This window comes from Pseudoalteromonas luteoviolacea (genome assembly GCF_000814765.1).
Lineage (GTDB): Bacteria > Pseudomonadota > Gammaproteobacteria > Enterobacterales > Alteromonadaceae > Pseudoalteromonas > Pseudoalteromonas luteoviolacea_H.
The window spans coordinates 132,329-158,321 of sequence record NZ_JWIC01000001.1 but is presented as its reverse complement, the minus strand read 5'-3'; the positions used below and the strand labels follow the sequence as shown (position 1 = coordinate 158,321).

At 44.1% G+C, this 25,993-nt stretch carries 29 protein-coding genes, 6 tRNA genes and 1 riboswitch; of the genes, 3 read left to right on the top strand and 32 right to left on the bottom strand.

The window, feature by feature from the left end; translation table 11 throughout:
- Positions 1 to 100: 100 nt before the first annotated feature.
- From JF50_RS00750 to orn, 19 genes are all read right to left on the bottom strand, one after another.
- Positions 101 to 1,045, bottom strand: coding sequence for a DUF4097 family beta strand repeat-containing protein (locus JF50_RS00750; protein ID WP_039607624.1), 945 nt, complete (start codon positions 1,043 to 1,045; stop codon positions 101 to 103).
- 10 nt (positions 1,046 to 1,055) lie between these two features.
- Positions 1,056 to 1,556 (bottom strand): hypothetical protein, encoded by a 501-nt coding sequence (locus tag JF50_RS00745; RefSeq protein ID WP_039607731.1) that lies wholly within the window; start codon positions 1,554 to 1,556, stop codon positions 1,056 to 1,058.
- On the bottom strand, positions 1,549 to 2,094 hold the full coding sequence (locus JF50_RS00740) for an RNA polymerase sigma factor (RefSeq protein ID WP_039607623.1): 546 nt from the start codon (positions 2,092 to 2,094) through the stop codon (positions 1,549 to 1,551). Before JF50_RS00740 ends, JF50_RS00745 begins: the two co-directional genes overlap by 8 nt.
- Positions 2,095 to 2,347: 253 nt before the next feature.
- The gene (locus JF50_RS00735) at positions 2,348 to 4,174 is read right to left on the bottom strand and encodes a DUF7305 domain-containing protein (RefSeq protein ID WP_039607622.1); all 1,827 of its coding nucleotides are present in this window, start codon (positions 4,172 to 4,174) and stop codon (positions 2,348 to 2,350) included.
- An 11-nt stretch (positions 4,175 to 4,185) separates the two neighbouring features.
- Positions 4,186 to 4,755: a PilW family protein gene (locus tag JF50_RS00730; RefSeq protein WP_052262073.1), complete on the bottom strand. Its 570-nt coding sequence runs from the start codon at positions 4,753 to 4,755 to the stop codon at positions 4,186 to 4,188.
- Positions 4,718 to 5,179: a type IV pilus modification PilV family protein gene (locus JF50_RS00725; RefSeq protein ID WP_039607621.1), complete on the bottom strand. Its 462-nt coding sequence runs from the start codon at positions 5,177 to 5,179 to the stop codon at positions 4,718 to 4,720. The genes JF50_RS00730 and JF50_RS00725 overlap by 38 nt, the downstream gene beginning before the upstream one ends.
- Complete coding sequence (locus JF50_RS00720; RefSeq protein ID WP_235423379.1) at positions 5,170 to 5,655, bottom strand: GspH/FimT family pseudopilin; 486 nt, start codon at positions 5,653 to 5,655, stop codon at positions 5,170 to 5,172. The genes JF50_RS00725 and JF50_RS00720 overlap by 10 nt, the downstream gene beginning before the upstream one ends.
- Complete coding sequence (locus JF50_RS00715) at positions 5,618 to 6,037, bottom strand: type IV pilin protein (protein ID WP_039607619.1); 420 nt, start codon at positions 6,035 to 6,037, stop codon at positions 5,618 to 5,620. The genes JF50_RS00720 and JF50_RS00715 overlap by 38 nt, the downstream gene beginning before the upstream one ends.
- A gap of 352 nt (positions 6,038 to 6,389) precedes the next feature.
- Positions 6,390 to 6,842: a 50S ribosomal protein L9 gene (rplI, locus tag JF50_RS00710; protein WP_039607618.1), complete on the bottom strand. Its 453-nt coding sequence runs from the start codon at positions 6,840 to 6,842 to the stop codon at positions 6,390 to 6,392.
- Between the two features lie 36 nt (positions 6,843 to 6,878).
- A complete protein-coding gene (gene rpsR, locus JF50_RS00705; protein ID WP_005493466.1) occupies positions 6,879 to 7,106 on the bottom strand; it encodes a 30S ribosomal protein S18 in 228 nt (75 codons plus the stop codon).
- 11 nt (positions 7,107 to 7,117) lie between these two features.
- Positions 7,118 to 7,447: a primosomal replication protein N gene (priB, locus tag JF50_RS00700; protein WP_039607617.1), complete on the bottom strand. Its 330-nt coding sequence runs from the start codon at positions 7,445 to 7,447 to the stop codon at positions 7,118 to 7,120.
- Positions 7,448 to 7,485: 38 nt separating this feature from the next.
- Positions 7,486 to 7,827, bottom strand: a complete 342-nt coding sequence (gene rpsF, locus JF50_RS00695; RefSeq protein WP_023400735.1) for a 30S ribosomal protein S6 — start codon at positions 7,825 to 7,827, stop codon at positions 7,486 to 7,488.
- 196 nt (positions 7,828 to 8,023) lie between these two features.
- Positions 8,024 to 8,099 (bottom strand) — tRNA-Gly (locus JF50_RS00690).
- Positions 8,100 to 8,134: 35 nt separating this feature from the next.
- A tRNA-Gly gene (locus tag JF50_RS00685) sits at positions 8,135 to 8,210 on the bottom strand.
- A gap of 36 nt (positions 8,211 to 8,246) precedes the next feature.
- Positions 8,247 to 8,322: transfer RNA gene (locus JF50_RS00680), tRNA-Gly, on the bottom strand.
- 36 nt (positions 8,323 to 8,358) lie between these two features.
- Positions 8,359 to 8,434: transfer RNA gene (locus tag JF50_RS00675), tRNA-Gly, on the bottom strand.
- A gap of 36 nt (positions 8,435 to 8,470) precedes the next feature.
- Positions 8,471 to 8,546, bottom strand: a tRNA-Gly gene (locus JF50_RS00670).
- 36 nt (positions 8,547 to 8,582) lie between these two features.
- Positions 8,583 to 8,658 (bottom strand) — tRNA-Gly (locus tag JF50_RS00665).
- Positions 8,659 to 8,924: 266 nt separating this feature from the next.
- Positions 8,925 to 9,470: an oligoribonuclease gene (gene orn / locus JF50_RS00660; protein ID WP_023397748.1), complete on the bottom strand. Its 546-nt coding sequence runs from the start codon at positions 9,468 to 9,470 to the stop codon at positions 8,925 to 8,927.
- Between the two features lie 174 nt (positions 9,471 to 9,644).
- On the opposite strand from orn, the gene rsgA reads away from it, so the two are divergent.
- Both rsgA and asd read left to right on the top strand, forming a co-directional pair.
- Positions 9,645 to 10,697, top strand: a complete 1,053-nt coding sequence (rsgA, locus tag JF50_RS00655) for a small ribosomal subunit biogenesis GTPase RsgA (RefSeq protein WP_039607729.1) — start codon at positions 9,645 to 9,647, stop codon at positions 10,695 to 10,697.
- An 87-nt stretch (positions 10,698 to 10,784) separates the two neighbouring features.
- Entirely contained in the window at positions 10,785 to 11,651 is an 867-nt protein-coding gene (gene asd / locus JF50_RS00650; protein ID WP_039607616.1) for an archaetidylserine decarboxylase, read from the top strand.
- 62 nt (positions 11,652 to 11,713) lie between these two features.
- On the opposite strand, the gene JF50_RS00645 is transcribed toward asd, so the two are convergent.
- From JF50_RS00645 to JF50_RS00610, 8 genes are all read right to left on the bottom strand, one after another.
- Positions 11,714 to 12,466 (bottom strand): HesA/MoeB/ThiF family protein, encoded by a 753-nt coding sequence (locus JF50_RS00645; RefSeq protein ID WP_039607615.1) that lies wholly within the window; start codon positions 12,464 to 12,466, stop codon positions 11,714 to 11,716.
- Positions 12,463 to 13,983, bottom strand: a complete 1,521-nt coding sequence (gene thiD / locus JF50_RS00640) for a bifunctional hydroxymethylpyrimidine kinase/phosphomethylpyrimidine kinase (protein WP_039607614.1) — start codon at positions 13,981 to 13,983, stop codon at positions 12,463 to 12,465. The genes JF50_RS00645 and thiD overlap by 4 nt, the downstream gene beginning before the upstream one ends.
- Positions 13,984 to 14,000: 17 nt before the next feature.
- Positions 14,001 to 14,798, bottom strand: coding sequence for a thiazole synthase (locus JF50_RS00635; RefSeq protein ID WP_039607613.1), 798 nt, complete (start codon positions 14,796 to 14,798; stop codon positions 14,001 to 14,003).
- A complete protein-coding gene (gene thiS, locus JF50_RS00630; RefSeq protein WP_039607612.1) occupies positions 14,799 to 14,996 on the bottom strand; it encodes a sulfur carrier protein ThiS in 198 nt (65 codons plus the stop codon).
- Positions 14,993 to 16,015 carry an FAD-dependent oxidoreductase gene (locus JF50_RS00625; RefSeq protein ID WP_039607611.1) on the bottom strand — a complete coding sequence of 341 codons (1,023 nt, stop codon included), beginning with the start codon at positions 16,013 to 16,015 and terminating at the stop codon, positions 14,993 to 14,995. The genes thiS and JF50_RS00625 overlap by 4 nt, the downstream gene beginning before the upstream one ends.
- 50 nt (positions 16,016 to 16,065) lie before the next feature.
- Entirely contained in the window at positions 16,066 to 18,018 is a 1,953-nt protein-coding gene (gene thiC / locus JF50_RS00620; protein ID WP_039607610.1) for a phosphomethylpyrimidine synthase ThiC, read from the bottom strand.
- Between the two features lie 179 nt (positions 18,019 to 18,197).
- Positions 18,198 to 18,299: riboswitch (TPP riboswitch) on the bottom strand.
- 32 nt (positions 18,300 to 18,331) lie between these two features.
- The gene (locus JF50_RS00615) at positions 18,332 to 18,739 is read right to left on the bottom strand and encodes an META domain-containing protein (protein ID WP_039607609.1); all 408 of its coding nucleotides are present in this window, start codon (positions 18,737 to 18,739) and stop codon (positions 18,332 to 18,334) included.
- A 97-nt stretch (positions 18,740 to 18,836) separates the two neighbouring features.
- Complete coding sequence (locus JF50_RS00610; RefSeq protein ID WP_039607728.1) at positions 18,837 to 19,226, bottom strand: acyl-CoA thioesterase; 390 nt, start codon at positions 19,224 to 19,226, stop codon at positions 18,837 to 18,839.
- 107 nt (positions 19,227 to 19,333) lie between these two features.
- Between JF50_RS00610 and JF50_RS00605 the strand changes: the two genes are divergently transcribed.
- A complete protein-coding gene (locus JF50_RS00605) occupies positions 19,334 to 21,448 on the top strand; it encodes a TonB-dependent receptor (RefSeq protein WP_039607608.1) in 2,115 nt (704 codons plus the stop codon).
- Positions 21,449 to 21,492: 44 nt separating this feature from the next.
- On the opposite strand, the gene speD is transcribed toward JF50_RS00605, so the two are convergent.
- The 5 genes from speD to astA form a co-directional block, all read right to left on the bottom strand.
- Positions 21,493 to 22,302 carry an adenosylmethionine decarboxylase gene (gene speD / locus JF50_RS00600; protein ID WP_039607607.1) on the bottom strand — a complete coding sequence of 270 codons (810 nt, stop codon included), beginning with the start codon at positions 22,300 to 22,302 and terminating at the stop codon, positions 21,493 to 21,495.
- 86 nt (positions 22,303 to 22,388) lie between these two features.
- The gene (locus JF50_RS00595; protein WP_039607606.1) at positions 22,389 to 22,802 is read right to left on the bottom strand and encodes an OsmC family protein; all 414 of its coding nucleotides are present in this window, start codon (positions 22,800 to 22,802) and stop codon (positions 22,389 to 22,391) included.
- A gap of 68 nt (positions 22,803 to 22,870) precedes the next feature.
- On the bottom strand, positions 22,871 to 23,209 hold the full coding sequence (locus JF50_RS00590) for a DUF3802 family protein (protein WP_187301397.1): 339 nt from the start codon (positions 23,207 to 23,209) through the stop codon (positions 22,871 to 22,873).
- A 195-nt stretch (positions 23,210 to 23,404) separates the two neighbouring features.
- The gene (gene astD, locus JF50_RS00585) at positions 23,405 to 24,877 is read right to left on the bottom strand and encodes a succinylglutamate-semialdehyde dehydrogenase (RefSeq protein ID WP_039607604.1); all 1,473 of its coding nucleotides are present in this window, start codon (positions 24,875 to 24,877) and stop codon (positions 23,405 to 23,407) included.
- 13 nt (positions 24,878 to 24,890) lie between these two features.
- Positions 24,891 to 25,919, bottom strand: coding sequence for an arginine N-succinyltransferase (gene astA / locus JF50_RS00580; protein ID WP_039607603.1), 1,029 nt, complete (start codon positions 25,917 to 25,919; stop codon positions 24,891 to 24,893).
- Between the last annotated feature and the right edge of the window lie 74 nt (positions 25,920 to 25,993).

Sequence of the window (25,993 nt, the reverse complement as noted above, 5' to 3'; positions counted from 1 at the left end):
TATTGTAACCTTAAATCTAGCAAAACTGAATGCTGATAAGCTCAGAGATAGGAGCTTATAGTAAAAAAGTAGTGGCCCAACACAATTGGGCCAAAATCATTTAACGATTTTTTTTCAGCTCAATGCGGCCACTGACCGTATCTATCTCAATGTCTGCATCACCCGAGCCAATGGTAAACTCAAGCTCTCTTGATGGGCCATATTTTGCTTTGTGTACTTTGTCATTGCTCAGCTCATTTGAAATTTTACCACCTGCATGTGCATCAATATCAAATTTGGCTGAAATATCTGCTGGGAAGTAAAGCTCAGCATCGCCACTCACTGACTCAAGGTTTACTCTGGCATTGGTCAGTAATTTAGCGACTTTGACTTCAATTTCACCATTGACCGTATTCAGCCTTAGCTCTTGTAGTTGAGCAATCTCAAAATCGACTTCACCGTTGACATTTTCTAGCCTAACTTCTGTCGCTTGTGTTTTACTCTCTACTGAACCATTGACCGCATTGAAACGCACCTTGCCCTTCGAGTCGATATCTTCTATGTCACCATTCACTGTCTCATAGCGAATTCGACCATCCAAGCCTTTACTATCAATATCCCCGTTCACGGTCTCAAGGCGCACTTTACCCTTGATCTGTGCGGCTTTAATATCACCATTCACCGTTTTGATATAAGCGCCCGCCGCCAGCTCTGCCGCCTCCACATCGACTTGTACACCTTTAAATTCCAATTCACTTTGTTTAGGCATAAAAATTGTCAGTTCAGATCCATCTTGCTGACGGCCCCAATTTCTTGAACTCGAAGGCATCTTAACAATAAACTTGGTTTTACTGCCCTTATTTTCGAGCTGATACCCCTTGGCCTCTTCATCTAGTTCACCCACCACTTTAAATGCGGGTTTATCCCATGTTTTGATCTCTACGTGACCGCGCTGATTTTCGATATACACTTTACCATCTAAAGGGATATCAATTTCTTTATCGATCTTCTCACCTGCCAACGTCGCCAAAGGGAACATGGCTAAACTCAACATCAATGCTTTCATCCTACTTCTCCTAAATTTCTTGCCAACGAGGTTGATGCACTCGCTCAATTAAATCTAATTGTTGCTGATAAACCTGAGCCAACATTTGCAGCAAAGCGGCATTTTGTGCGTCATTCTCAAGTGCAAGCTTGATGGCTTGCTCAGCTTCTTCTAATTCTTGTAACTGTACTTGCCAATCATTTGTCAGTGCAGGCTGACTACTATATTGAACCAGCATTAATTGCTTTTGCTGCTCAAAATATTGGCTCATTTGCAGCATATTGTTCTGCTCGGGTGTGCTCATACTGAAATACATGACACACATGCCAATACAGGTCGCAGCCGCTATCGCCGACACTTGACGCCACACCCCAGTAGATTTAGGTGTTGTATTCCTCACGGCATCATTGTGTGCATTAATAGCTTTATCAATACCTTGCCAAAGTGGCTGCTGGGGTTTAGGCAGACCATCTTGTTGCTTTGCCTTACTTAGTTCTTCAGACAAAAACTCGTCAAACGTTGGCTTAGTCATTTTCATACCACTCCTGTAACAACTTTTTTGCTCTGTGATACTGAGATTTACTTGATCCCACCGCCATATTTAACATCTCTGCGATTTCTTCATGACGATAGCCTTCAACACCATGTAACACAAACACAAGTCGCGCCCGCTCTGGTAGCTTGAGGATTAATTTATCCAACCCATTTAAGTCACCACAAAGTGCGATCCCCGCCTCATCCATACCGCTGTTTTCAAAACTCACCACTTTTTGCAACCAGTTTTTATGTTTACGCAAATAACTGATCGCAATATTGGATGTCACACTATGCAGCCAAGTCGTAAACTTCGATTTTCCATCAAATTGAGTAATTTTATGCCATAGCTGCACAAATACTTCCTGGCATGCATCTTCAGCATGAGCCTGATCAGCCAACAGCCTCAGGCATAACGCATAAACGCGCCGGTGACATTGCTCATATAAGGCAGAGAATGCCGCTTGATCGCCCTGCTGAGTACGCTTAACCAATTCATCAAGCTCATCAAATGGGTGTACAGCGTCAACTAACATATTTAAATTCCTTTACCGCAAGGTAATGATGATGACATACCTACTCAAAAATAGAAGATTTTCAACACACTATATAAACAGTCTTAATTACTGTAGATAAGAAAATCAGCCCTACCCGAACAGTACCTTTCATAGTTTTTAAGACGCAAGCAGATTAAAAAAGGTTTAAATGATTTAGAAAAGTTTTTTAAAAGGCGTGCCCAACTTTGGCTGAGCACGTAATGACAGGTAAAACCAATTACCGCCGAAGCAATTATTCCCCGTTGCTTGTGGTATCAGTCTCATCCGTAAATTCTTCAGGGTGTTTATAACGCCAACCCATAAACTCTAACTTTGCAGGCTCTTTCACCGTACCCGCGTTGCCCAGCTTGAGCTCTTTCAACGCTTCATCAAAATGGATCCCGCTTCCCCCATTTGCTTCGATTGTGGCACCACGCACGGTTCCAAAAAACTGCCCGCTGCCATTCATAGAAATAGAGGTCAATGGCGCATAAATCACCGCATATAAAGAAGACGTGCCACTGACAATCACGCCATTTTTATTATCCGCACTATTGTTGTTAGGCTCAGGCTTATAGGATGAGAAAATATTGAAAGTACCTAGTCCACTCTCTGTAATACCGGGCTCTTCTGTGATCACTTGCGCACTCCCCCCTAGCCTCACTTTGCCCGTAACAAATATCGTTAAACTGGTCCCCTTGGCAATATGCAACCGACTATTACCAGTCATAATAAAGTCACCATCTATCAACCAAATGACATCGCCCCCACCAATGTCATTGGAAGCAACAGTTTTCACATTGACTAACCCATCACCTCCTATGGTGAGGCTTTTCATGTTATACACATATTCACTGTCTTCATTGAGTCTGCCATGAACCTGTTTGTTCACGCCAAATAAATAAATATCTGTCTCGCTAGATATCCACTCTCTGGTCTCTTGCCATTGCCCTTGAACTTTTTCCTCAAGCCCGGCGCGTTGTGGACGAAATGTAAATATCTGATTAGATTTTACCACGAGGTTTTCTTGACTGTTGTTGGCAGCCATGATGGTTGGCATGTTGCCTGGTAATGCCAGCGGGTCGCACTCATCGACTGTGCTTGAGTCATGATTTGGCGAGTCCGGATCGTATACCCGCACCGCCTCTACATTCGGATTTACATTAAATTTTGCAGCGGAATAATACACCCCATCCTGAGAGTGCTCTGTTGCTAGCTCAAATTGACCTGTGCCACCATATTGGATATCTAAGGGGTCATTACCATCATTTAAAATATCTGCGCCCCACAGCATCTCAACATTGCCATTAGCCCTTACAACACCTGTAATATCGCCACCACGGTGAATAATAAAGCCTTGCGTCAACGCATCGCCTTGGACTCGCGTACCACTACCATGAGAAATATCGATGCCAGTGTTTGATTGCACATTACCAATCACAGGTGAAGAGCCTTTCAGATAAAGAATACCTGACGCTTTTACATCTCCTCTGATGGGAGAGTGACCCGATAGCACCACATCCGAATCGCCAATCACGGTATTCACATCACCATTATTACTTTTAGTGTCTTCGTAGCTACCCGTTTTTGAATCGTAACTGTCGACCAAGCCACTCCCTGATAAGTTGACCCCTTTGCATCCGGTGACGGGGTTATTAAACACTGGCTCAACAACGGCATCTGTGAACTTGAAAACCGCCACCATATTATTGGCCGCATCCACGCCATATTTATTACCCAGACTGCCTATCTCTATGATACCAGCCTCTGGAGAAGTAATTGTGGTAGAAAATTGACCGTCACCTGTCACTTGATTGTTGATACCAGAAACATTCCCTAATACATCAGCCAATGTCGCGGCAGTATTACCCGAAGTTACATAGTCGTTCAAATCATCGGCAGTGGCAAATACCCCTTTTTCAGCTTGCAACCGTGCATTTAAATCTTTTTGGAAGTTACCGCTTAATCGCTCTTGCACTAGGGTGTCTTTCATAGACGTAAACACCACCACACTAGCCATGGTGCTCAGTAGCATAACCTTAATGAGTGTGAATCCCGATTGTCGCGAAAAACGTTTCATTGACCCTACCCTTATGGGTTCGTAAATACGGCTTGATTAAGCACGAGGCGATTTGCCGCAATGTCTATTTGAATGCCATTATCACTCAGAGTGCCATTCTCTAATTGCTTTGGCATACCTGTTGGCTTAACTTTAATACTGGTTAATATCCCGACTTGATCAAAGCTCAATGCTTCTATGCCTCGCAACAACTGCACAGGACCGGCCCCAATATCACAGGTTAAATACCCGTTAGTCAAAGTGTATAACTCAGAGTAATCAGCGGCAGGTACACTCCCGTCACATGCAAGTTGCAATGCTTTTTGGTGCACCCGCAAGGCCGCTTTGTTGTTCTCAGGCTTAGGCTCCTCATGGGTCTGCTTTATGCTCCGTGTCATCACTTGACTGGTATAACGGATCACCTCCTGCGCGTGAGACAACTCTTTACTTGCCACCACCGTGCTTTTAATCGCCGTGTATGACATAGCCACCCCTGAGAGCAAAAATAACCCTGCTGCCATTGCAACGAGGAGTTCAATTAACGTATAGCCACGCTCTGGTAGCTTAATTGCAATTGTTGGTCGGAGTTGGTACATATACATAACTGGCTACTAATGTAATTTGATTCAAGGCATTGTTTATAGTGTCATTTTGTATTCGACTATCATCCCAGCTAACAGTAAACATAACATCCCGTTGATCTGGCCTACTTGTAATTAACGCAGGATCATTATATCTGTCAGGTGAGATAGTAAGCGTGAACCTATCATCGACAGGGTGCAGCCTCGCAACTTTCTCTTTACTTTTGGTCACTAAGTCTTGATCAACATGCTGAAAATAACATAAGTCTGTCCACATACGTTCAATCGCGTTTTGGCCATGTACCAACGCCAAGGTATAGTTAAAACTGTTATTTGCAAATTGCAGCGACTTCAATTGCGCGCCAGCCAAGCCCAATAACGCGACGCCCGCGATCACGATTGATACCATCACTTCAATTAACGAAAAGCCTTTTTCTATACGCAATTTTCGGCAGCCTCACTTATCCAACTCTGACCGCTTCGCAATATACATAAGCGGTAATCGAGCGTACTGTTATCATTATCAGTGACTAAAATATTACTTACTTGGTTTAATTCTCCAGTGGATCTTATCTCACGATCGACCAACTGTACCCGTATAGATTCGTGCTCAATTGTAAAAGTACGTAACACCGTTGCCTGTTGATTTTCCACGATTGTCACATCCCACTGTGTGTTATTTTTAACTAGCTTGATGGTTTTTTCTCTTTTTACAGCTTCACTGCGAGCAAATTGGTACACACTATTTAAATGATGAACACTCGAATTAATACGGTCTTGTTTAATGTAGGTGATAACAGAAGGCATCGCCAAGCTAGCCAATACCGCCACAAGTGCCACACAGACAAGCAACTCAATCAATGTCACCCCACGTTGTGAGACACTACCAACATTCATCTTTTGGCCCATCGGAGAATTCATCCCCTTGCTCATCCAACTTTAACGTACCACACATATCGGACGCCTGAGTAGACCCACTAATAGGTACTGCGTTAATCATAAACTTCAGATTTCTAAAATCACCTTGCACACCAGGAGGCTTACCAAGGGGCGTGTAAGTTAATGTATAATATTTGGATTCTTTCTCAATTTTATAGGCATTGGGGTAGCCCCCATTTCTCGAATAAATGCGCTCCAGAGAAACCGCTTCTTGGTACATTAACTGCTGTACATCAGCTCGATTACCCTTTCGTAAATAATCTAAATAACTAGGCAACGCGATACTCGCAAGCACAGCCACCAGCGCCACAACCATGAGTAATTCAATTAACGTAAAGCCACGCATACTACGACGATTAAACATTATTCTCCAAATCTGAATGATAACGCTGTCATATCTCAGAAACACCACTGTATGATATTTGGACAGCAAAAAAAAGTATCTAATAAAAAAGAGTTAACTAAATTATCACAAATCAATTTTATATAAAATGGGTACGATATTACATGACATTACTAATGTGTACCTATCATTTTAATATATAGGCGCCATTTTGCCGTATTTGTGATTTAGATTAATTTTTCAACTTGTATATGAATCTTCCGTAATCAATCGTGATATTCACCGATTTTTTATACTGAAAATTTATGTCGTTGTAATTTTTTCAGAGGAGGGATAAAACCGCACACAGAGTGTGCGGTTTACGCTTAATAAATTAAGCTTCTGCGATAACGATAACTTTGATAGTTGCCGTTACGTCAGAGTGTACTTGGATAGCTACGTCGAATTCACCCGTCTCACGGATAGTACCTAGAGGTAGGCGAACTTCAGCTTTAGCTACTTCAACACCAACTGCAGAAATCGCGTCAGCGATGTCACGAGTACCGATAGAGCCAAATAGCTTACCTTCGTCACCCGCTTTAGAAACTAGAGTAACTTCAGCTAGTGCTTCAAGTTTTTCAGCACGAGCTTGAGAAGCTGTTAGTTCTTCTGCGATTTTTGCTTCTAGCTCAGCGCGGCGAGCTTCGAAAGTTTCGATGTTAGCTTTGTTTGCAGGAACTGCTTTACCCTTAGGAAATAAGAAGTTACGTGCGAAGCCAGATTTAACTGAAACCTGGTCACCTAGGTTACCTAGGTTAGCGATCTTGTCTAGTAGAATAACTTGCATGTCTCTACACCTTTTAAAAACTATTAATCAGCCGGCTTACTTATGTAAGTCAGTGTACGGAAGAAGGGCTAGGTAGCGAGCACGCTTGATAGCTGCTGCTAGCTGACGCTGGTACTTAGCGCTTGTACCTGTGATACGGCTAGGTACGATTTTGCCACTTTCAGTTACATAGTTTTTAAGAGTAGCTAGATCTTTGTAATCGATTTGTTGTACGCCTTCTGCTTTGAAACGGCAGAACTTACGACGTCTGAAATAACGTGCCATGAGTAATTTCCTCAATTAATTCTTTCAATATGTTGTGCATGAAGTACAAGCTGACTCAAGCCGTTTCGGCTCTCGTGGCGGTTTAAAAACCCCCTCACTTGCAACCCTTGCCCAACGTATAAATGCTCTAGTTGATTTCGGAATTTATCACCGCTAGCAACAACTTGAATTCGCACATAACTATTACGGTTAAGGTCGGCTTCAATTTGCATCGACTTATGCTCTAAAACAAAAATACAATGCGCAATGCCAGCAGGACTTTGACTATATTTTGGTGTTTTGCAAACAATCCCAGATAAAACGAACTGGTTTGTATAAGGGTCTGCCTGAGTTTGCACCAATTACCTCTAGAGGTGAGTCAAATCCGAATCAATAACGATTAAGCAGATGCTGCTTCTTTTTTCTCTTCTTTAGCAAGAGGAGAAGCTTCTGTTACAGCGTTCTTAGTACGCATAACTAGGTTACGTAGCACTGCATCGTTGTAGCGGAAAGAAGTTTCAAGTTCGTTGATTACTTCAGTTGGCGCTTCAACGTTCAAAAGAACATAGTGTGCTTTGTGAAGCTTTTCGATTGGGTAAGCCAGTTGACGACGACCCCAGTCTTCTAAACGGTGGATAGTACCGCCAGCTTCAGTGATAGAACCAGTATAACGCTCGATCATACCTGGAACTTGCTCACTTTGGTCTGGGTGAACCATGAATACGATTTCGTAATGACGCATGGATATTCCTTACGGTTAGTATAGCCTCGTCCCGTTTCGGCCGGCCGGGTTAAGGCAAGGAACGACTAATATGGCCGAAAGAGCGCGTATTTTACGCATAGTGCTAAAAATAAGCAATCGTTTTATGCAAGAAATCAGAGCGAATAAAGAGAAAAATTATAAGAATTTGAAAAATAGAAAATAGTAAGGAGAGAGTTGGAGCGGCACACGAGGTTCGAACTCGTGACCTCGACCTTGGCAAGGTCGCGCTCTACCAGCTGAGCTAGTGCCGCATCACATTTGCTTATTATTTAATAAGACTTTTCGTTGGAGCGGCACACGAGGTTCGAACTCGTGACCTCGACCTTGGCAAGGTCGCGCTCTACCAGCTGAGCTAGTGCCGCATCACATTTGCTTATTATTTAATAAGACTTTTTTGTTGGAGCGGCACACGAGGTTCGAACTCGTGACCTCGACCTTGGCAAGGTCGCGCTCTACCAGCTGAGCTAGTGCCGCATCACATTTGCTTATTGTTTAATAAGACTTTTTTGTTGGAGCGGCACACGAGGTTCGAACTCGTGACCTCGACCTTGGCAAGGTCGCGCTCTACCAGCTGAGCTAGTGCCGCATCACATTTGCTTATTATTTAATAAGACTTTTTTGTTGGAGCGGCACACGAGGTTCGAACTCGTGACCTCGACCTTGGCAAGGTCGCGCTCTACCAGCTGAGCTAGTGCCGCATCACATTTGCTTATTATTTAATAAGACTTTTTTGTTGGAGCGGCACACGAGGTTCGAACTCGTGACCTCGACCTTGGCAAGGTCGCGCTCTACCAGCTGAGCTAGTGCCGCTTCATAGTTTGCTCTAAATTGTCCGCTGGAGCGCGACAGGTCGCGTCTAACGTTTTAGCAGCTGAGCTAGTGCCGCTTCATAGTTTGCTCTAAATTGTCCGCTGGAGCGCGACAGGTCGCGTCTAACGTTTTAGCAGCTGAGCTAGTGCCGCTTCATGATTTTGCCTTAACAAAACCCGCTAAAAAAACTCACTCTTAGTCTCAAGAGCTTGTCGTTTCAAGCGGGGCAGGATTCTACAAGATACAAAATGCTTTGCAAGCTTTTTTTATAAATTGAAGAACTTTTCTTGATAAACCTTCAACTCCATAATGGAGTCTTTGATATCGTCCAATGCTAAATGCGAGCTTTTCTTCTTGATATCATTTAAAAGTTCAGGTCGCCAACGCCTTGCAAGCTCTTTAATCGTGCTCACGTCAAGGTTGCGATAATGGAAGTATGCCTCAAGTTCTGGCATATACTTATGAAGGAAACGACGGTCCTGCCCGATGGAATTACCACACATAGGTGATTTACCCGGTGGCACCCACTGCTTCAAGAAGTCGAGAGTTTGCGCTATCGCGTCTGCTTCGCTAAAGGTACTTGCTTTACAGCGCGCGGTTAGCCCTGAGCGACCGTGTTGATTCGTACACCACTCATCCATATTATCAAGCAACTCATCACTTTGATGAATGGCAATCACTGGACCTTCAGCAAGCACATTTAAATCGCAATCTGTTATCACAGTTGCAATTTCGAGAATTTTATCTGTTTTAGGTTCTAGCCCTGTCATCTCTAGGTCGAGCCAGACCAAGTTTGATTCATGAAAAGACATACACTACCTTAACGGTACTTTCCTTTAGATCCAATGCAATTAGATATATCATATTAGCTTCATCACTCGACCAAAAGCTTTTTTTTACAAAGCGGGGCATTTTTATTGAGTTATAGCCTATGAATGGCTTATACACCAATCATTCGCAATAATTCGTCTCGTGAGTTTACAGATATGGCAAAACGAAAAAAACTCAGTCATGGCCAATCCAGACGGATTAAGGCCAACCAACAGAAGCGTTTGGCTAAAGCCAAACATAATGAAACCGCTGAATTACAGTGGCAATCAGACAACCTCGGCCCCACCGAGCCGGCTATCGTGGTCAGCCGTTTTGGTCAGCATGCAGATATTGAGGTAGAAGATGGCGAAGTGCTGCGCTGTAATATCCGCCGTACCGTGAACAGTTTGGTCTGCGGCGACAACGTCATTTTCCGCCGCGCGAAAGTCAGTGAGGGCGATTTAGCTGGCGTAATTGAAGCCGTTGAAGAAAGGCGCACACAGCTTACGCGTCCAGATTTTTATGACGGTGTCAAAGTCGTGGCCGCCAATATCGACCAAATTCTAATGGTCTCAGCGGTAGTGCCAGAATTCACCCCGCAGATCATAGACAGATATTTAGTGGCCTGTGAAGATATGGGCATTGAACCTATTTTACTGCTCAATAAAATTGACCTATTAGACCCAGAAGGTCTCGAATATGTCGATGAGGTGCTCGATATCTACCGTGAGTTGGGTTACCGCGTCTTGCTGGTCAGCAATAAATCAGGTGAGGGCATCAACGAACTCAAAGAGTTATTAAAGGACAAAAACAACATATTTGTTGGTCAATCTGGTGTCGGCAAATCTACGCTGGTCAACACGGTTTTGCCAGATGCCGATATCTTAACTCAAGAAGTATCAGAAAACAGTGGCTTAGGGCAGCACACAACCACGGTATCGAAACTTCATCACTTACCAAGCGGGGGCAACCTTATCGACAGCCCGGGGATCCGAGAGTTTGGCCTATGGCACTTGGAAGTAGAACGCGTTACCTGGTGCTTTAAAGAGTTCAGAGAGTTCATCGGTGGTTGTCGATTTAGAGACTGCAAGCACCTTAACGATCCAGGCTGTTTGATCACAGAAGCTGTTGAACAGGGCAAAATCAGTGAACTGCGCTTTGATAGCTACCACCGTATTTTAGAGTCAATGGCCGATGGTCGTGCAGGTGCGCGCGCGCCAAGAGTTTGATATTATCCGTTACCGGTTTTAGATAATTTATGTAAATAACGCCAATGGCAGCGACGGTGCACTTGGCAGAGACTTCAGGAAAATAATGTGAATTTGGATAAAATTAAAATTGCTCTGCAATATGCGCTTCCTAAACATGCAGTATCACGTTTAGTGGGTAAACTCGCTGCAGCCCAAGCTGGCGCACTGACAACTCAGTTAATCAAGCTATTCATCAAGCAATATAAAATTGATATGACCGAAGCATTGCACGAAGATCCTGCGCATTATAAGACGTTTAATGAGTTTTTTACTCGCCCGCTGAAGCCAGGTATTCGTCCGTTAGCCACTGAAGAGCATATCATTGCCCATCCTGTTGACGGTGCAATCAGTCAACTTGGCGATGTCGTCGATGGTCAGATCATTCAAGCAAAAGGCCATGATTACAGCTTGCAAACACTATTAGGTGGTAACGAGCAAGATGTTGCGCCTTTCCTAGGTGGTAAGTTCGCGACGATTTATTTGGCACCAAAAGATTATCACCGCATTCATATGCCAGTAGATGGCGTATTAAAAAAGATGATCTATGTGCCCGGTGACCTATTTTCTGTTAACCCTCTAACGGCACAAAATGTCCCCAACTTATTTGCTCGCAACGAGCGAGTAGTTGCCATTTTTGATACCGACATTGGCCCATTGTCAATGGTGTTAGTGGGTGCCACCATCGTAGCGAGCATTGAGACAGTGTGGGCAGGTACCGTCACGCCACCGGCTGGCAAAGATGTATTTAGTTGGGATTACCCAACGGAAGGACCGCAAGCCATTAAATTGAAAAAAGGCGATGAAATGGGCCGCTTTAAATTGGGCTCAACCGTCATTTTATCATGGGGTGCAGACACTGCGGAATTCCTGGCAGATCAACAGCCAGAAACAGTAACACGAATGGGCACGCCGTTTGCCACCATCAATCAATAACAACTAAAAAGGCCCGCTCTGGGCCTTTTTATTATCTTCACCTACACTTTGCACAAATGAGTTTAATTACACACCTTACAAGTGGGATCTTTCGCTAAAGTAAACCGCCTTTGCATCAGCGTTAACGCGTCAATACTCACAAAAAAGCTCTCTCTTTTTTGCAAACCTAATATCGCATTACACACTGCTTGTGCTTGCATTGAACCAACCATGCCAAGTAACGGGCTCATCACCCCTGCATTTTGACAGTTAAGCCCTTCACTGCCCTGCTCAGCTTCGGGAAATAAACATGCATAACACGCACTTTGTTCACGGTAATCGAAAAAGCCAAATTGCCCACTGGTAGCTTGCGCTGCGCCCGAGATCAACACTTTCCCATTATCAAAGCAATATTGATTGAGTAAATAACGTGTGGTGAAGTTGTCACTACAATCCACCACCCAATCAACCTCTTTTAATTGCGCTTCAATGTTGTCTTTAGAGAGGCGAAGATTATGCGGATTAAGTTGAATATCATTGTTCAAACTGGCCAACACTTTTTTAGCAGCAAGACTTTTGTCCTGCCCTAAATGATTAACCTTATACAATATCTGACGCTGAAGATTCGACAACTCTACCTGATCATCATCATAGAATGACAAGGTACCAATGCCGCTGGCCGCCAAATAAAATAACACTGGACTACCGAGTCCTCCACAGCCAATGACTGCTACATGCGCCGATTTGAGTTGTTTTTGACCCGTTTCCGACACTTTGTCTAACAAGATATGGCGGCTATATCTCAGCCGCTCTCTATCGGTTAATTCTCCGCTCATTGCTCGCCTATGGCCTGTTTAAGGTTGATAATCGCTTGCTCAGGTGACTGTGCTTCGGTAATAGCACGAACCACAGCAACACTAGCAACGCCCGTCTCGGCAACTTCACTGGAGCGGGCCAAATCAATACCGCCAATGGCAACTGTCGGATATTCGGAGCGCATGAGAGGCACAAAGTGACGTAGTTTTTCCAAGCCTTGGATCTGACCTGTCATATCTTTTGTGGTTGTTGGGTAAATAGCGCCAAAGGCCAAATAGCTTGGGCGATAGTTATGTGCACGTAGCATTTCATAGAAGCCATGTGTTGATAAACCTAACCTTAAACCAGCTTGTTTAATGGCATTTAAATCCGCGATATTTAAGTCTTCTTGGCCTAAATGCACACCGTACGCACCATGTTTTATCGCAAGCGCCCAGTGATCGTTGATAAACACGCGACCGCCATAGGTGTTGCCAAGCTCAATCGCTTTGGCAATATCCTGCTCAAGGGTCGGAGAATCAGCATTTTTTATCCGTAACTGGACTGTTTTAACCTCATTCTTTAAGCAAAGTTCAACCCAATCAACGGTATCCACCACCGCGTACAGGCCTAACTCGCCTTCAATGGGTGCAAACCCAGCGGCGTAGTTGTACTCATCAGGTACCAAAAATTCAAGCTCATCGCCCAGCCAGCTACCAGGTTCAATCACCTGAGGATAATCCGCAATAGACTCAGGGAAATGAGTATGGGCAACGGGCCCAATCCCCTCACCATAACGCTTAGCCGCTTTAAGCCCAGCGTTGATATACGCTTTACCCAAAATAAAAGCATCTTTAAGTGGATAACCTTTTGCCAAACAGGCCGCAATAACCGAGGACAAGCTACATCCTGTACCGTGTGTATGCGGTGTATTGACAGACTCATTGCCCAGCCAATATTCTTCCTCTTGATGCCAACAGTAATCAATGCAGTAGCCTTTAGGGTAATCCCAATGGCCGCCCTTAATCACCACAGACTTTACCCCAAATGACAACAGCGTTTGTGCCGCCTCTCGCACCGCATCAGGTCCTATTAAATAGACGCCCGTCAATAATTGCGTTTCATGGGTATTTGGCGTGATCACATCCACTAAAGGCAGTAAGTGAGTTTTTAGAGCATCAACAGTATCTTCTTCTGTGAGCGAGTCACCACTGGTCGCAATTGCCACGGGGTCGTACACAATCACAGGCGGCGTGTCCCAACGCGCCTTGTAACGCGTCAAATGCTCAGCAATCAATTGAATTTGTTGTACATTGGCCAACATACCAATTTTTATCACCGCAGCCGGCATATCCGACTCAAGCGCCAATAACTGCGCTTCTATAACCTCTGTTGATACCGCATTTAAAGACTCTACACCTAGACTGTTTTGTGCGGTCAATGCCGTAATAGCTGTACAGCCATGTACGCCAAAGCTGTGCATCGCTTTTAAATCTGCTTGCACACCTGCACCACCACCGGAATCAGAACCAGCAATACTCCATACAACTTTTGACACTTGGACTCCTAATTTTCTTAATTTTGATGCCAAAAAGGCATGCCCATAGTGGGCGTTGAAGGCGCTGCAACCTCTTTTTCAGGCATTGCTTGTGCAACATAGCCCATACGACCCGCTTCCACAGCATGAGAAAATGCCGCCGCCATCTTGACCGGATCGCCGGCACCTGCAACAGCACTGTTTAATAACACGGCATCGTAACCTAATTCGAGAGCTTGGCAAGCATGAGAAGGTAATCCAAGACCGGCATCCACAATCAAGGTTTGCTCAGGTAAACGTTCACGAATGGTCTTCAAGTTATACGTATTTATGAGCCCTTTCCCAGTTCCAATGGGAGCACCCCATGGCATGAGCACTTCACAGCCAAGATCCGCTAATCGCTGACATAACACTAAATCATCAGTGCAATATGGTAATACTTTAAAGCCCTCTTTCAACAAGATATCTGTCGCTTCAAGCAAACCAAAAGGGTCTGGCTGTAAATTGTATTCATCACCGATCAGCTCCAGTTTTATCCAATCGGTATCAAAGACTTCTCGGCACATTTGCGCTAGAGTAACGACTTCTTGCACACTGTGGCAGCCCGCCGTATTAGGCAGCACTTTCAGTCCAGTTTCTTTTATCAACTGCCAAAAGTCTTCACCTGCTGAAACCGAGTTTTGTCTGCGCAGAGACACAGTCACGATATCCGCCCCCGAGCTTTGTATCGCTTGCTGCATAATTTGCGGCGAAGGGTAAAGCGCAGAACCAATCAATAATCGGCTATTAAAATATTCACCATAAATATTAAGCTGTTCAGAATGTGGATTAATCATCTAACCCCCTTGAATTGGTGAGAGCACCTCAATGCTGTCACCCTGATTAGGCATGGTGTCAGAAAGCTTAGCTGAAGGTACAAACTGCCCATTGAGTGCCACTGCAAAGGGCGGCTTCGCCCCTTTGCTGACGATGATTTGCTGCAAAGACTGTGCGCTTTCAATACGGATAGCCTCGCCATTATAAGTTAGATTCATAGTAGCCCCTTTGAAAGTGCTTGTTGTACAACAACTGGCGCAAGTAAATACCCATGTCGATATAAACCATTAATTGAGATGACATTATTTTGAACTTCGATATGCGGGTGATTATCGACAAACGCAGGCCGCAAGCCAGCATTCAAGGACATCACTCTCCCCTCTGCAAAACCGCTATGTACCGTGTAGGCCGCTGATAATAACTCCAGTGTAGAGCGTACGGTAATGTCATTGGCATCTTGAGACTCTATCTCAGTTGCACCAATCACATATTGATGGTTTGGTTTAGGCGCAATATAAATAGGATAACGCGGATGCATTAAGCGCACTGGACGCTGTAAATTGACCTCTGGTGCAAATATACGTGCCACCTCGCCACGCACACCGCGAAGCCCTGGCTTATCTTGCTTAGCCCCCACTCCTCGGCAATCAATGATCCAGTCGAATGCTTGACCATTGACTTTACCTGCTTCGATGGTGGCTGCTTGAGTAAATTGAAAATCGACACCACGACAGCACAGCGTCTCATAGCTGCTTGTAAAAAAAGCGGAATTATCTAATTGCCCTTCACAGGGTAAAAACAGCCCTTGGTTAAATTTGCCGCCAAGCTCCGGTTCTAACGTAGCAATTTCACGTTGACTCACCCGTGTTGCTTGATGTTCACCCAAAGGTTTTAAACGCTGTTCGAAGCTCTGTAGATCGCCTCTATCTTGTTGGTGCGCGACGATTAAACTACCTTGCTGCTGAAAAAATATCGGTGTGTCTAGCTTTTTAAGTAAACTTGGCCACAAAGCAATGCTTTTCAAGCCTTGCTCAGCGAGTATTCGGTCACAAATCACTGATTCGGCCAAAGGCGCTAACATAGCGGCGGCCAAAGTGCCGGCACCCGTTTGCGCATCTTGCGGATCTTTTTCAAAAATGGTGAGCTGATAACGGTCCATCAACGCCAATGCTGCGACCCTGCCAACTAAGCCAAACCCAACGATAGCAACGGATGGTTTTGCTCCGTACTCTGTCATGAGGATTCCAGTTGTTGTGCGCTGCAGCACTAAACTGCAGCGCTATAAAGTTAAATAGCTTTGTGATAAATCTCAGAACCAGAGCTCTTAAACTCTTCTGATTTCGCTTTCATTTCAGCTTCAACATCAACCATTTTAATTTCAATCGCATCACCCACATTATTCGGGTCAATACCACGCGCTTCTAGCTCCTTGGCATAGTCACGAACGTCTTGGGTAATTTTCATTGAACAGAACTTAGGTCCACACATTGAACAGAAATGTGCTACCTTGCCTGACTCTTGTGGCAGTGTTTCATCGTGGTAAGACAAGGCTCTTTCAGGGTCAAGGCTCAAGTTGAATTGATCGTGCCAGCGGAATTCAAAACGCGCTTTAGATAACGCATTATCACGGATCTGTGCACCACGGTGACCCTTGGCTAAATCAGCAGCATGTGCAGCAATTTTATAAGTAATTAAGCCTTCTTTCACATCCTCTTTGTTCGGTAAGCCCAAGTGCTCTTTTGGTGTTACGTAACACAGCATCGCTGTACCGTACCAAGCGATCTGCGCCGCGCCGATACCCGAAGTGAAATGATCATAGCCCGGGGCAATATCCGTTGTCAGTGGGCCAAGCGTATAGAAAGGCGCTTCATGACAGTGCTTTAATTGCTCGTCCATATTCTCTTTGATCATGTGCATTGGCACATGACCTGGGCCTTCAATAAAGACCTGTACGTCATGCTCCCACGCGATTTTTGTCAGCTCACCCAAGGTGCGTAACTCAGATAACTGTGCGTCATCATTGGCATCTGCAATGGAACCTGGACGCAAACCATCACCTAATGAGAAACAGACGTCATACTGCTTCATGATTTCACAGATGTCTTCAAAGTGCGTGTAAAGGAAGTTCTCTTTATGATGTGCAAGACACCACTTCGCCATAATTGAACCACCACGCGACACAATACCGGTGACGCGTTTTGCCGTCATAGGCACATAGCGTAATAATACGCCGGCGTGGATAGTAAAGTAATCGACACCTTGCTCTGCTTGCTCAATTAAGGTATCGCGGAAAATTTCCCATGTCAGATCTTCTGCAACCCCATTTACCTTTTCAAGCGCTTGGTAGATAGGTACTGTACCAATTGGGACTGGCGAGTTACGCACTACCCATTCACGGGTTTCATGGATATAACGACCTGTAGAAAGATCCATCACGGTATCAGCGCCCCAACGCGTTGACCATACGAGCTTTTCTACTTCTTCTTCGATTGATGACGTAACCGATGAATTACCAATATTGGCATTCACCTTCACTAAAAAGTTACGACCCACAATCATAGGCTCAGATTCTGGGTGGTTGATATTATTTGGAATTATCGCTCGACCACGCGCCACTTCTGAACGAACAAATTCAGGTGTAATAAAGTCTGGGATCTCTGCACCAAAAGACTGACCTTCATGCTGCTCAGCAAGTAACTCTTCACGGATTTTTGCACGGCCCATGTTTTCACGGATCGCAACAAATTCCATTTCTGGGGTGATAATGCCCTGACGCGCATAGTGCATTTGCGTGACGTTTTTACCCGGCTTTGCACGGCGTATTTTTGGTAAATTCTCAAAACGGATATGGTCTAAACCCTCATCCGCCATACGTTGTTGAGAAAATTTTGAGGTTACTGAGTCCAGCAACTCTGTGTCGTCACGATTGACGATCCAATTCTCTCTATACTTTGGTAAACCTTCACGTACATTTAATGTAAACTCAGGATCGGTATATGGACCAGACGTATCATACACTCTCACTGGCTCATTTTTTTCATAGATAGGTTCTTCTTCTGTGCCCCCAACAAAAGAGTCATTTAATGAGATCTCTCTCATCCCAACACGAACACCATCTTGCTCTCCATCAACATAGATTTTCTTTGAATTTGGAAAAGGTTGGCCTTTAAGGTTGTAAATAAATTCTGAAGCCGCTTCGCGTGACTCGCGACGTGACAACTTGCTACTGTTATTTGACATGACATGCCTCATTGTTAGTTAAGGTGTCTTGTCAGAATTCCAAAAACTGGAAGAGATAGGGCTCACTGAACATTACGGCGTAATAATACGCAGAAAGCAAAGTGAAATTGGTGGATAAATTTACTAGCACGACGCTAACAAACTTGGCAGCTTTAACATCCATACACACTTTGGTACAACCATTAAAGCAGCTTGTTCCCTACGCAGGCATTAACCTGATCAGGTCCACGGATCCCGCAATACAGCGATCTCAGCCCGCTAGGGCACTCCGACAAGTAACGAATTGAGACAAAGTCTACTGAATGTCACCCCATTAGTCAAAGTGACCTTTCACCGATTTAAAACGCCACTTGACGTCCCCACTGAGGATTAATTCATTTTCGCTATATTGCAATGGCGCTCCCACTTGCAATAAGTTGAGAAATGCCTCTTCATGTTTGTTCGTCACTTCATCACAGAGTTTTCTCGTCATGCCAATATTCGACACGAACAATTGTCCTTCCCTGATTTCGCCCTGACCAAAAAAGCGATTGCAACCGGCAAAACCGTTCACTCGAAAAGCATCTAAAAATTCGAACTGAATAGGCTGAGTTTCAGCACTTATATCTTCTGATACAAACTGCCAACTTGAATATTTGAGTGCATCTGTGTTTACCGTCCCTGTACTTGAGCATCCCATCAACACCACACTCAATAAGCATAATAAAAAGGAATATTTCATGGTAAACCAATCGTTTGATAATTAGCGCTAATTATAACGCTTGGCTCACCATAATAGGCAGTAAAAATATGTAATAAATTGCCTATCTTGCTAAAAATTACGAAAATAGTTGTTCAATTTCCTCAGGTAGGAACGGTCGACCACGCTCATTGACCGATGTGCCAGTAACAATCGCGTCCAACATCAGTTTGTTATCTTGGCTTCTTAATACTTTTTGATGAAATGCAAATTTTAGCTTACTGACCTTCTCCACTTCGACTTCAACATAAAATTCATCACCAGGACGCAGTGAGTCTTTGTAATTCATTTCCGAACGAATAACGACTAAGTTTACTTTTTGCTCAGCTAATGCAGCAAAATCAATATTTTTATGTGCCAAAAACTCATGTCGGGCATGTTCTAGATAATTAAAATAGACACTGTTATTTACGATCCCTTGGAGATCGCATTCATAATCTCTTACTTTAAAGTCAACTTTAAACGTCATCATTCGTCCTCAAATTAGATTGCAAAAGTTTATATCACAAATTTTCAGTGATCTGGTCGGGCTTTTGCTAAACTAGTGCGCAAATAACACGGGACATATATAAACGAATGAAATTAAAACTCTCTTTACTCACAATGGGTCTGATGGTGGCATTTTCTAGCTCAGCTGACGACGCAGCCTCAACAGAAAAAAATAGCATTGAAACCATCGAGGTGACTGGCGATTTTCAGCAAGAATCTCTGCAAACATTGAGTGCCAGTGCATCCGTTTTTGGTGAAACAGAGATCTCAACGCGTGGTGCGAGCTACCTAGATGAGATCCTAAACAGTGCCGCAAATGTGAACTTTACTGCGGGTGCCTCTCGAGGCCGCTTTGTGCAAATTCGTGGGGTTGGCCTTCGTTCACAGTTTGTCGACCCAATCACCCCGAGTGTTGGTGTATTAATCGACAATATTAATTATTCGGGCCTAGGTGGCAGCGCATTGTTATTTGATGCAGATCAGGTAGCAATTTATCGCGGCCCACAAGGTACCAAGTTTGGGGCGGACGCCATGGGCGGAATTATTGATATTCATTCCAACTCGCCGACTCAAACGCCAAGCCTCAACCTCAAGTTGGGTGCTGCCAACTACGGTACACACGAAGCAGGTGTTGCTGTCGGTGCAGGTCTGACTGACACGATTGCGGCACGTGCCAGTATTTATCAAAAACAATCCGACGGTTTTGTCGATAATGTGTATTTAAACGATGACACGCAAGATTTAGATGAAAGCATCGCGAGATTCAAGCTCAACTATAACGCGAGTGAGGATTTAACCTTTGGTTTTGTCTATCACCACATTGATATTGAAAATGGTTATGATGGCTTTACCTTAGACAACACACGTCAGAGCGTTGCAAGCCAGCCTGGTCAAGATACACAGCAAAGCGATGCATTTTCTTTCACAGCTGACTACACAGGCTTATCTTCTGTCGACATTGAAATACTCACCAGTGGCCTGCAAGCAGATACTGTATATAGCTATGATGAAGACTGGGTCTGTGCAGATACCGCGCAGCCAACACTCTGTGAAGCAGGTCTACACCCAGATCATATCGCTTATTATGGCCAATACTTTGATGCATATGCTAGAGATCATGAAAGAGGCACTTTAGAAGTCAGAGTGAAAGGCAAAGATAAATCTTGGGTCATTGGCGTAGTGAGTCGCAGACATGATGTCGACTTGGACCGCCAAAGAGGCAAACATGGTGATCTCCCTGCACAGTTTAAATCTAACTTTGAAACACAAAACCACGCACTATTTGCCCACAAGGTTACAGAGCTACAAAACGATGTCAGATTAATCACAGGTATTCGCATTGAATCTTACTCAAGCGATTACATGGATAGCAATGCATTCGACTTGGATACAGACGATACCATGGTCGGCGGCAAAGTTGCGCTTGAGTACCAAGTTGTACCCCAAACAATGATTTATACCAGCTTAAACCGCGGTTACAAAGTGGGTGGTGTGAACGGTGAAGCCCTCGCTAAAGCCAAAGATGATGGCATCACAATTCCACAATCAGGCTTCACGTTCGACCCAGAGTACCTGTGGAACTTTGAATTTGGTGTTAAAGGCCAATCTGAAGACAAACGCCATACTTTAAATCTCAGCGCATTTTATATGCACAGAGAAGACATGCAGTTAAAACAATGGCAGCTAGAGGGCGTGCAATTTGCTGGTTTCATCAGCAATGCGGGCAAAGGCAGAAATTATGGACTCGAGATCGAAGGTACTAGCCAGTTGCTTGATGCGCTCTCACTTCAATACAGCCTGGGTTATTTAGATACCAAGATTGAAGATTTCATTACCGTCAATGGCGATGATTTTGATGGCCGCGAACAAGCGCAGTCCCCTAAATATCAATATGCCTTTACCTTTGTCTATGACGTGACGGACAACATCAGTGCACAGCTCGGGCTCGAAGGGAAAGATGACTACTTCTTCTCCGATAGTCATGATTCTCAAGCACCGAACCAAAATCTGATCAATGCCAGCGTTTCCTACTACAGTGATAACTGGAGCCTAACAGCGTGGGGAAGAAACTTAGCGGATAGAGACGTCCCCGTACGTGGCTTCCAATTCGGTAATGACCCGAGAAATGGTTGGGCCACTGACACGTATGTGCAGTATGGAGAACCCCGCGTTTATGGTTTAACATTTAATTATACGCTTTAATAAAAAACGGCGCTGTAAGCGCCGTTTTTTCACTGTCTGTTATCTTATTCTGGATCAGGTAAATTGCGACCGTAAAATACCTCTTGGATTTCACGATTTAATTTATTGCGGATCTCTTCCTCTTCCTCGTCAGTCAGCTCATCTGTAGTGATACCGAATAAATACGTATTTAAATCGGTTTCTTTGAGCATCATCTTCGTGTGGAATAAGTTTTCCTGATACACATTCACATCCACCATTTGGTAAGCGTCTTTTGTATCTTCGGTCATGAAGTTCTGAATTGAGTGAATTGGGTGATCAATATAGTGTTTTACACCATTTACATCACGAGTAAAGCCACGCACACGATAGTCAATCGTGACCACGTCCGACTCCAGTGAATGAATGAGGAAGTTCAGTGCTTTAAGCGGAGAAATAATCCCACACGTAGACACCTCAATATCAGCTCTAAACGTACAGATCCCATCGTGCGGGTGCGCCTCAGGATAAGTATGCACACAAATATGGCTTTTATCTAAATGTGCTACCACAGAGTCAGGTAAAGGCCCAGGCGTTTCCTGTGAGTGTGGCATGGTGCCCTCTACTGGCTCTTCAGAGACCAAGATAGTCACACTGGCGCCCTGCGGGTCGTAATCTTGACGAGCAATGTTCAAGACATTCGCACCAATAATATCGACAACTTCCTTAAGAATATCAGTTAAACGCTCAGCACTATACTGCTCGTCAATATATTCGATATATTCTTTTCGCTGTTGCTCAGTTTTGGCGTAGCAAATATCGTAGATACTAAAGCTTAAACTCTTTGTTAAGTTGTTAAAGCCATGGAGTTTAATTTTATTAAAGGGCTTGTTCACGATAGACCCACCTTAAAACAAGAAAATCTGCGCTGCAGAACTAAAAGTTCGCGGATTTTATACGAAAAGTAACAGCTTAAAAAGCGTTATTTTTCTTCGCTTTGTACAACCTCGTGGGTATGCGTAATTTCCACTGCTTTTTCAAGCATTAAGGCAACTGAGCAGTACTTTTCGGCAGACAAATTAACGGCGCGCGCAAGGTGCTTTTCAGACACATTGTCACCCGTAACTACAAAGTGTAGATTGATTTTGGTGAATACTCTAGGCGCCGACTGAGCACGTTCTGCAGAAAGTTTGACTTCCACACTCTCAACAGATTGCTTTGCCTTTTTTAAGATACTCACAACATCAACAGATGCACAGCTACCCGCCGACATTAATACCATTTCCATCGGACTAGGCGCTGCGCTGTCAGCACCTGCGTCAAATACTACATTATGACCAGAGTGAGAACGACCTAAAAATGTATCACCACCTACCCATTTTACACTTGCTTGCATAGTACACCTTCCAAAACCAATAACACCGCCATAAGGCGGTGTTATTAAAAATATAAATCTATTCCAGTTTACTGAATGGCAGAATCAAATAAATTTTTAACCAAACCAGCAAACTCTTCGATAAACTCTTGTTGTTCTTCTGTTACACGTTGATCAACAACACTTGATAACACTTCCTGTAGGTCGTACACAATGCCATCAACTTCACGTACGATCAAGCCGCGCTGCTCGGTTGATAAGCCGGTGTGTTGTTCACACAAACGGATCACGTGCTCAGCGATTACGTCTTCGATTAATTCAACGACCTTAGGTGCATTCGGCTTTACCACACCCGGCTTTTCAAACAAGGCTAAATTTTGTGTCAGATACATGACTAACTCATCATATCCTTGTTTATCTAAAACCATATATTGCCCACCTGAGTTTACCAATGACATCTCCTATTGATTTAAGCAGAAACTCGATCTGATTGCTACTTTTGAGCGGCCCAGAAAAATAAAAAAAGCAGCAAATGCTGCTTTTTAAGAATAAAGCGTGAGACGCTGTCTCCGCATCATAATAGTGCACTTAGCAATATTATGATTTACCTAATGCAGGTAATTTTAATCTAATGATAGGCCCGGACTCAAGCTTCCTGGTAATGTAACTTTTTCAAGTTCAACAGAAGCAACCGGATATGCACAGTAATCTGCTGCATAATATGCACTTGCTCTGTGGTTACCAGATGCGCCAATACCACCAAATGGTGCGGCACTTGATGCACCCGTGATAGGACGGTTCCAGTTAACAATACCTGCACGAATACGGCGTAAGAAGTGATCATAATCTGCTTCATTGTCGCTCAGTAGACCTGCAGATAAGCCAAAGCTAGTGTCATTTGCCAGCTCAATCGCAGCATCAAAGTCTGTATAGCGGAACACCTTAAGCAACGGACCGAAATGCTCATCATCTGGGAAATCAGCAACATTCGTGCACTCAATAATACCCGGTGTGACAAAACCTGTACCTGCGGTATGTGTCAACTCAATTAAGCTCTCTGCGCCAAGGTCGATAAGTTGCTGCTGTGCTGCAACCATACCAGCCGCCGCCGCTTCAGAAATCATTGACCCCATGAACGGCTGATCAGCATCGTCAAAGTGACCAATCTTAATCGCTTTAGTCGCACGTAGAAGCTGGGCTAGAATTTCATCACCCTGCTCACCCTGCGGTAAAAATAGCTTACGTGCACATGTACAGCGCTGACCGCTTGAAATAAATGCAGACTGGATAATATCGTGTACAACCGCTTTAGTATCTGTCACGTCTTTAACGATTAATGGGTTATTACCCCCCATCTCAAGCGCTAAAATTTTGCCAGGTTGACCAGCAAATTGCTCATGCAAGAAGTGACCTGTACGAGAAGAACCGGTGAAGAATAAACCATCGATGCCTTTGTGCGATGCAAGTGCTTTACCTGTATCCACTTCACCTTGTACTAGGTTAATAACACCAGCTGGTAGGCCTGCTTTTTCCCAAAGCTTTAATGTCAGCTCAGCAACATATGGCGTTAATTCAGACGGCTTAAATACCACAGTGTTACCAGCAATTAGCGCAGGTACAATGTGACCGTTAGGCAAGTGACCCGGGAAGTTATAAGGGCCAAATACTGCAACAACACCATGTGCTTTATGACGAATAACAGCACGACCTACTGGCATTGCATTTTCTACTACACCGGTACGCTCATTATAAGCTTTTTCTGAAATGGCAATCTTACCAACCATTGCACCTGCTTCAGTACGCGTTTCCCAAAGTGGCTTACCTGTTTCTTTGGCAATTGCGATTGCAAGCTCTTCGCTGTGCTCTTTCAAAATCTCAGCAAAACGTTTAACCACGTCTAAACGTGCTTCAACACTCAAGTCGCTCCACAGGTAATAAGCTTCGCGTGCTGATTTTACTGCGCTATCAACTTGCTCCGCAGTTGCTGCGTTTGCTGACCAAATCTGTTCATTGTTTGCTGGGTTTACCGATGCAAACTCTGCACCTTCACCCGCTGACCATTTACCATTGATAAATTGTGCTGCATGTGTTGTCATAATTCTTTCCCAATTAAAGAGTTGCGATGCTTACAGTGTCGCCTTCAGTGATCTGAAGTGCATTTGCCAATTCTGCCGAGATGGTGATTTCTTCACCACCTTGCGGCACATCTAGCTCAACTGCCGTAGCACGATAGCCTGCTAGTTTATCATTAGCAATAAGCACTGGGGAACCATTTGTCTGTGCAGGTAGCTTTTCAGCAACACGCACCTTAAAGAACTGCGTTGCGCGAATTGTGCGAATATTATCGACTTTCGCTTCTACCGTTGGACCCGCATCAAAAATATCGACATACCCGTTAAACGTGAAGCCCTCACTTTTCAGTAATTCAATCGCTGGACGCGTATTGTCGTGCACTTCACCGACGACTGCCTGCGCTTCTTTGCTTAATAAATTGACGTAAATCGGGTATTTTGGCATAAGTTCAGCAATGAATACCTTTTGGCCAATACCTGTGAGGTAATCCGCGGTTGGGAAATCCATTGAGAAAAAGTGTTCTTCTAACCATTTCCAAAATGGACTACTGCCATTTTCATCAGAAACACCGCGCATTTCTGCAATCACGGTTTCTGCAAAACGTGTTTTATGCTGATTAATGAACATAAAACGAGATTTAGATAAAAGCTTGCCATTGAAGCCCTTACGGTACTTATCTTTTAAGAATAAAGTACATAGTTCAGTCGCACCGGTATAGTCATTACACAGCGTTAGAATATCCACTGCTTTGTAAACATTTAAAGTGCGAGAAGAATGGATAACTTTACTTAAATGATAGTGATAAAACGCGTCATCTAACCCCACAGCGGCTTCAATCGCACTGGTTCCGACAACTTCGCCCGTCTCTGAGTCTTCAAGCACGAACAGGTAACCTTCATCAAAAGGCACATCAGTTTCTTTAGCAAAAGACGTCATAGAGCGTTCAATTTTGTTTTGTAACAACTCTTCATTTAGAGGTAATGAAGTAAAACCATGCCCCGACTCTTGGGCAATGTTCAAAAGCGCTGGATAATCGCTTTTTTGGATTGGGCGAAGGATCATCATGAGCCCGCTTACTCCTCAGTAAACCTTTAGACAGGTGACGCTCTATCGAGCGTCACGTTGGTTATCGCTTGGTT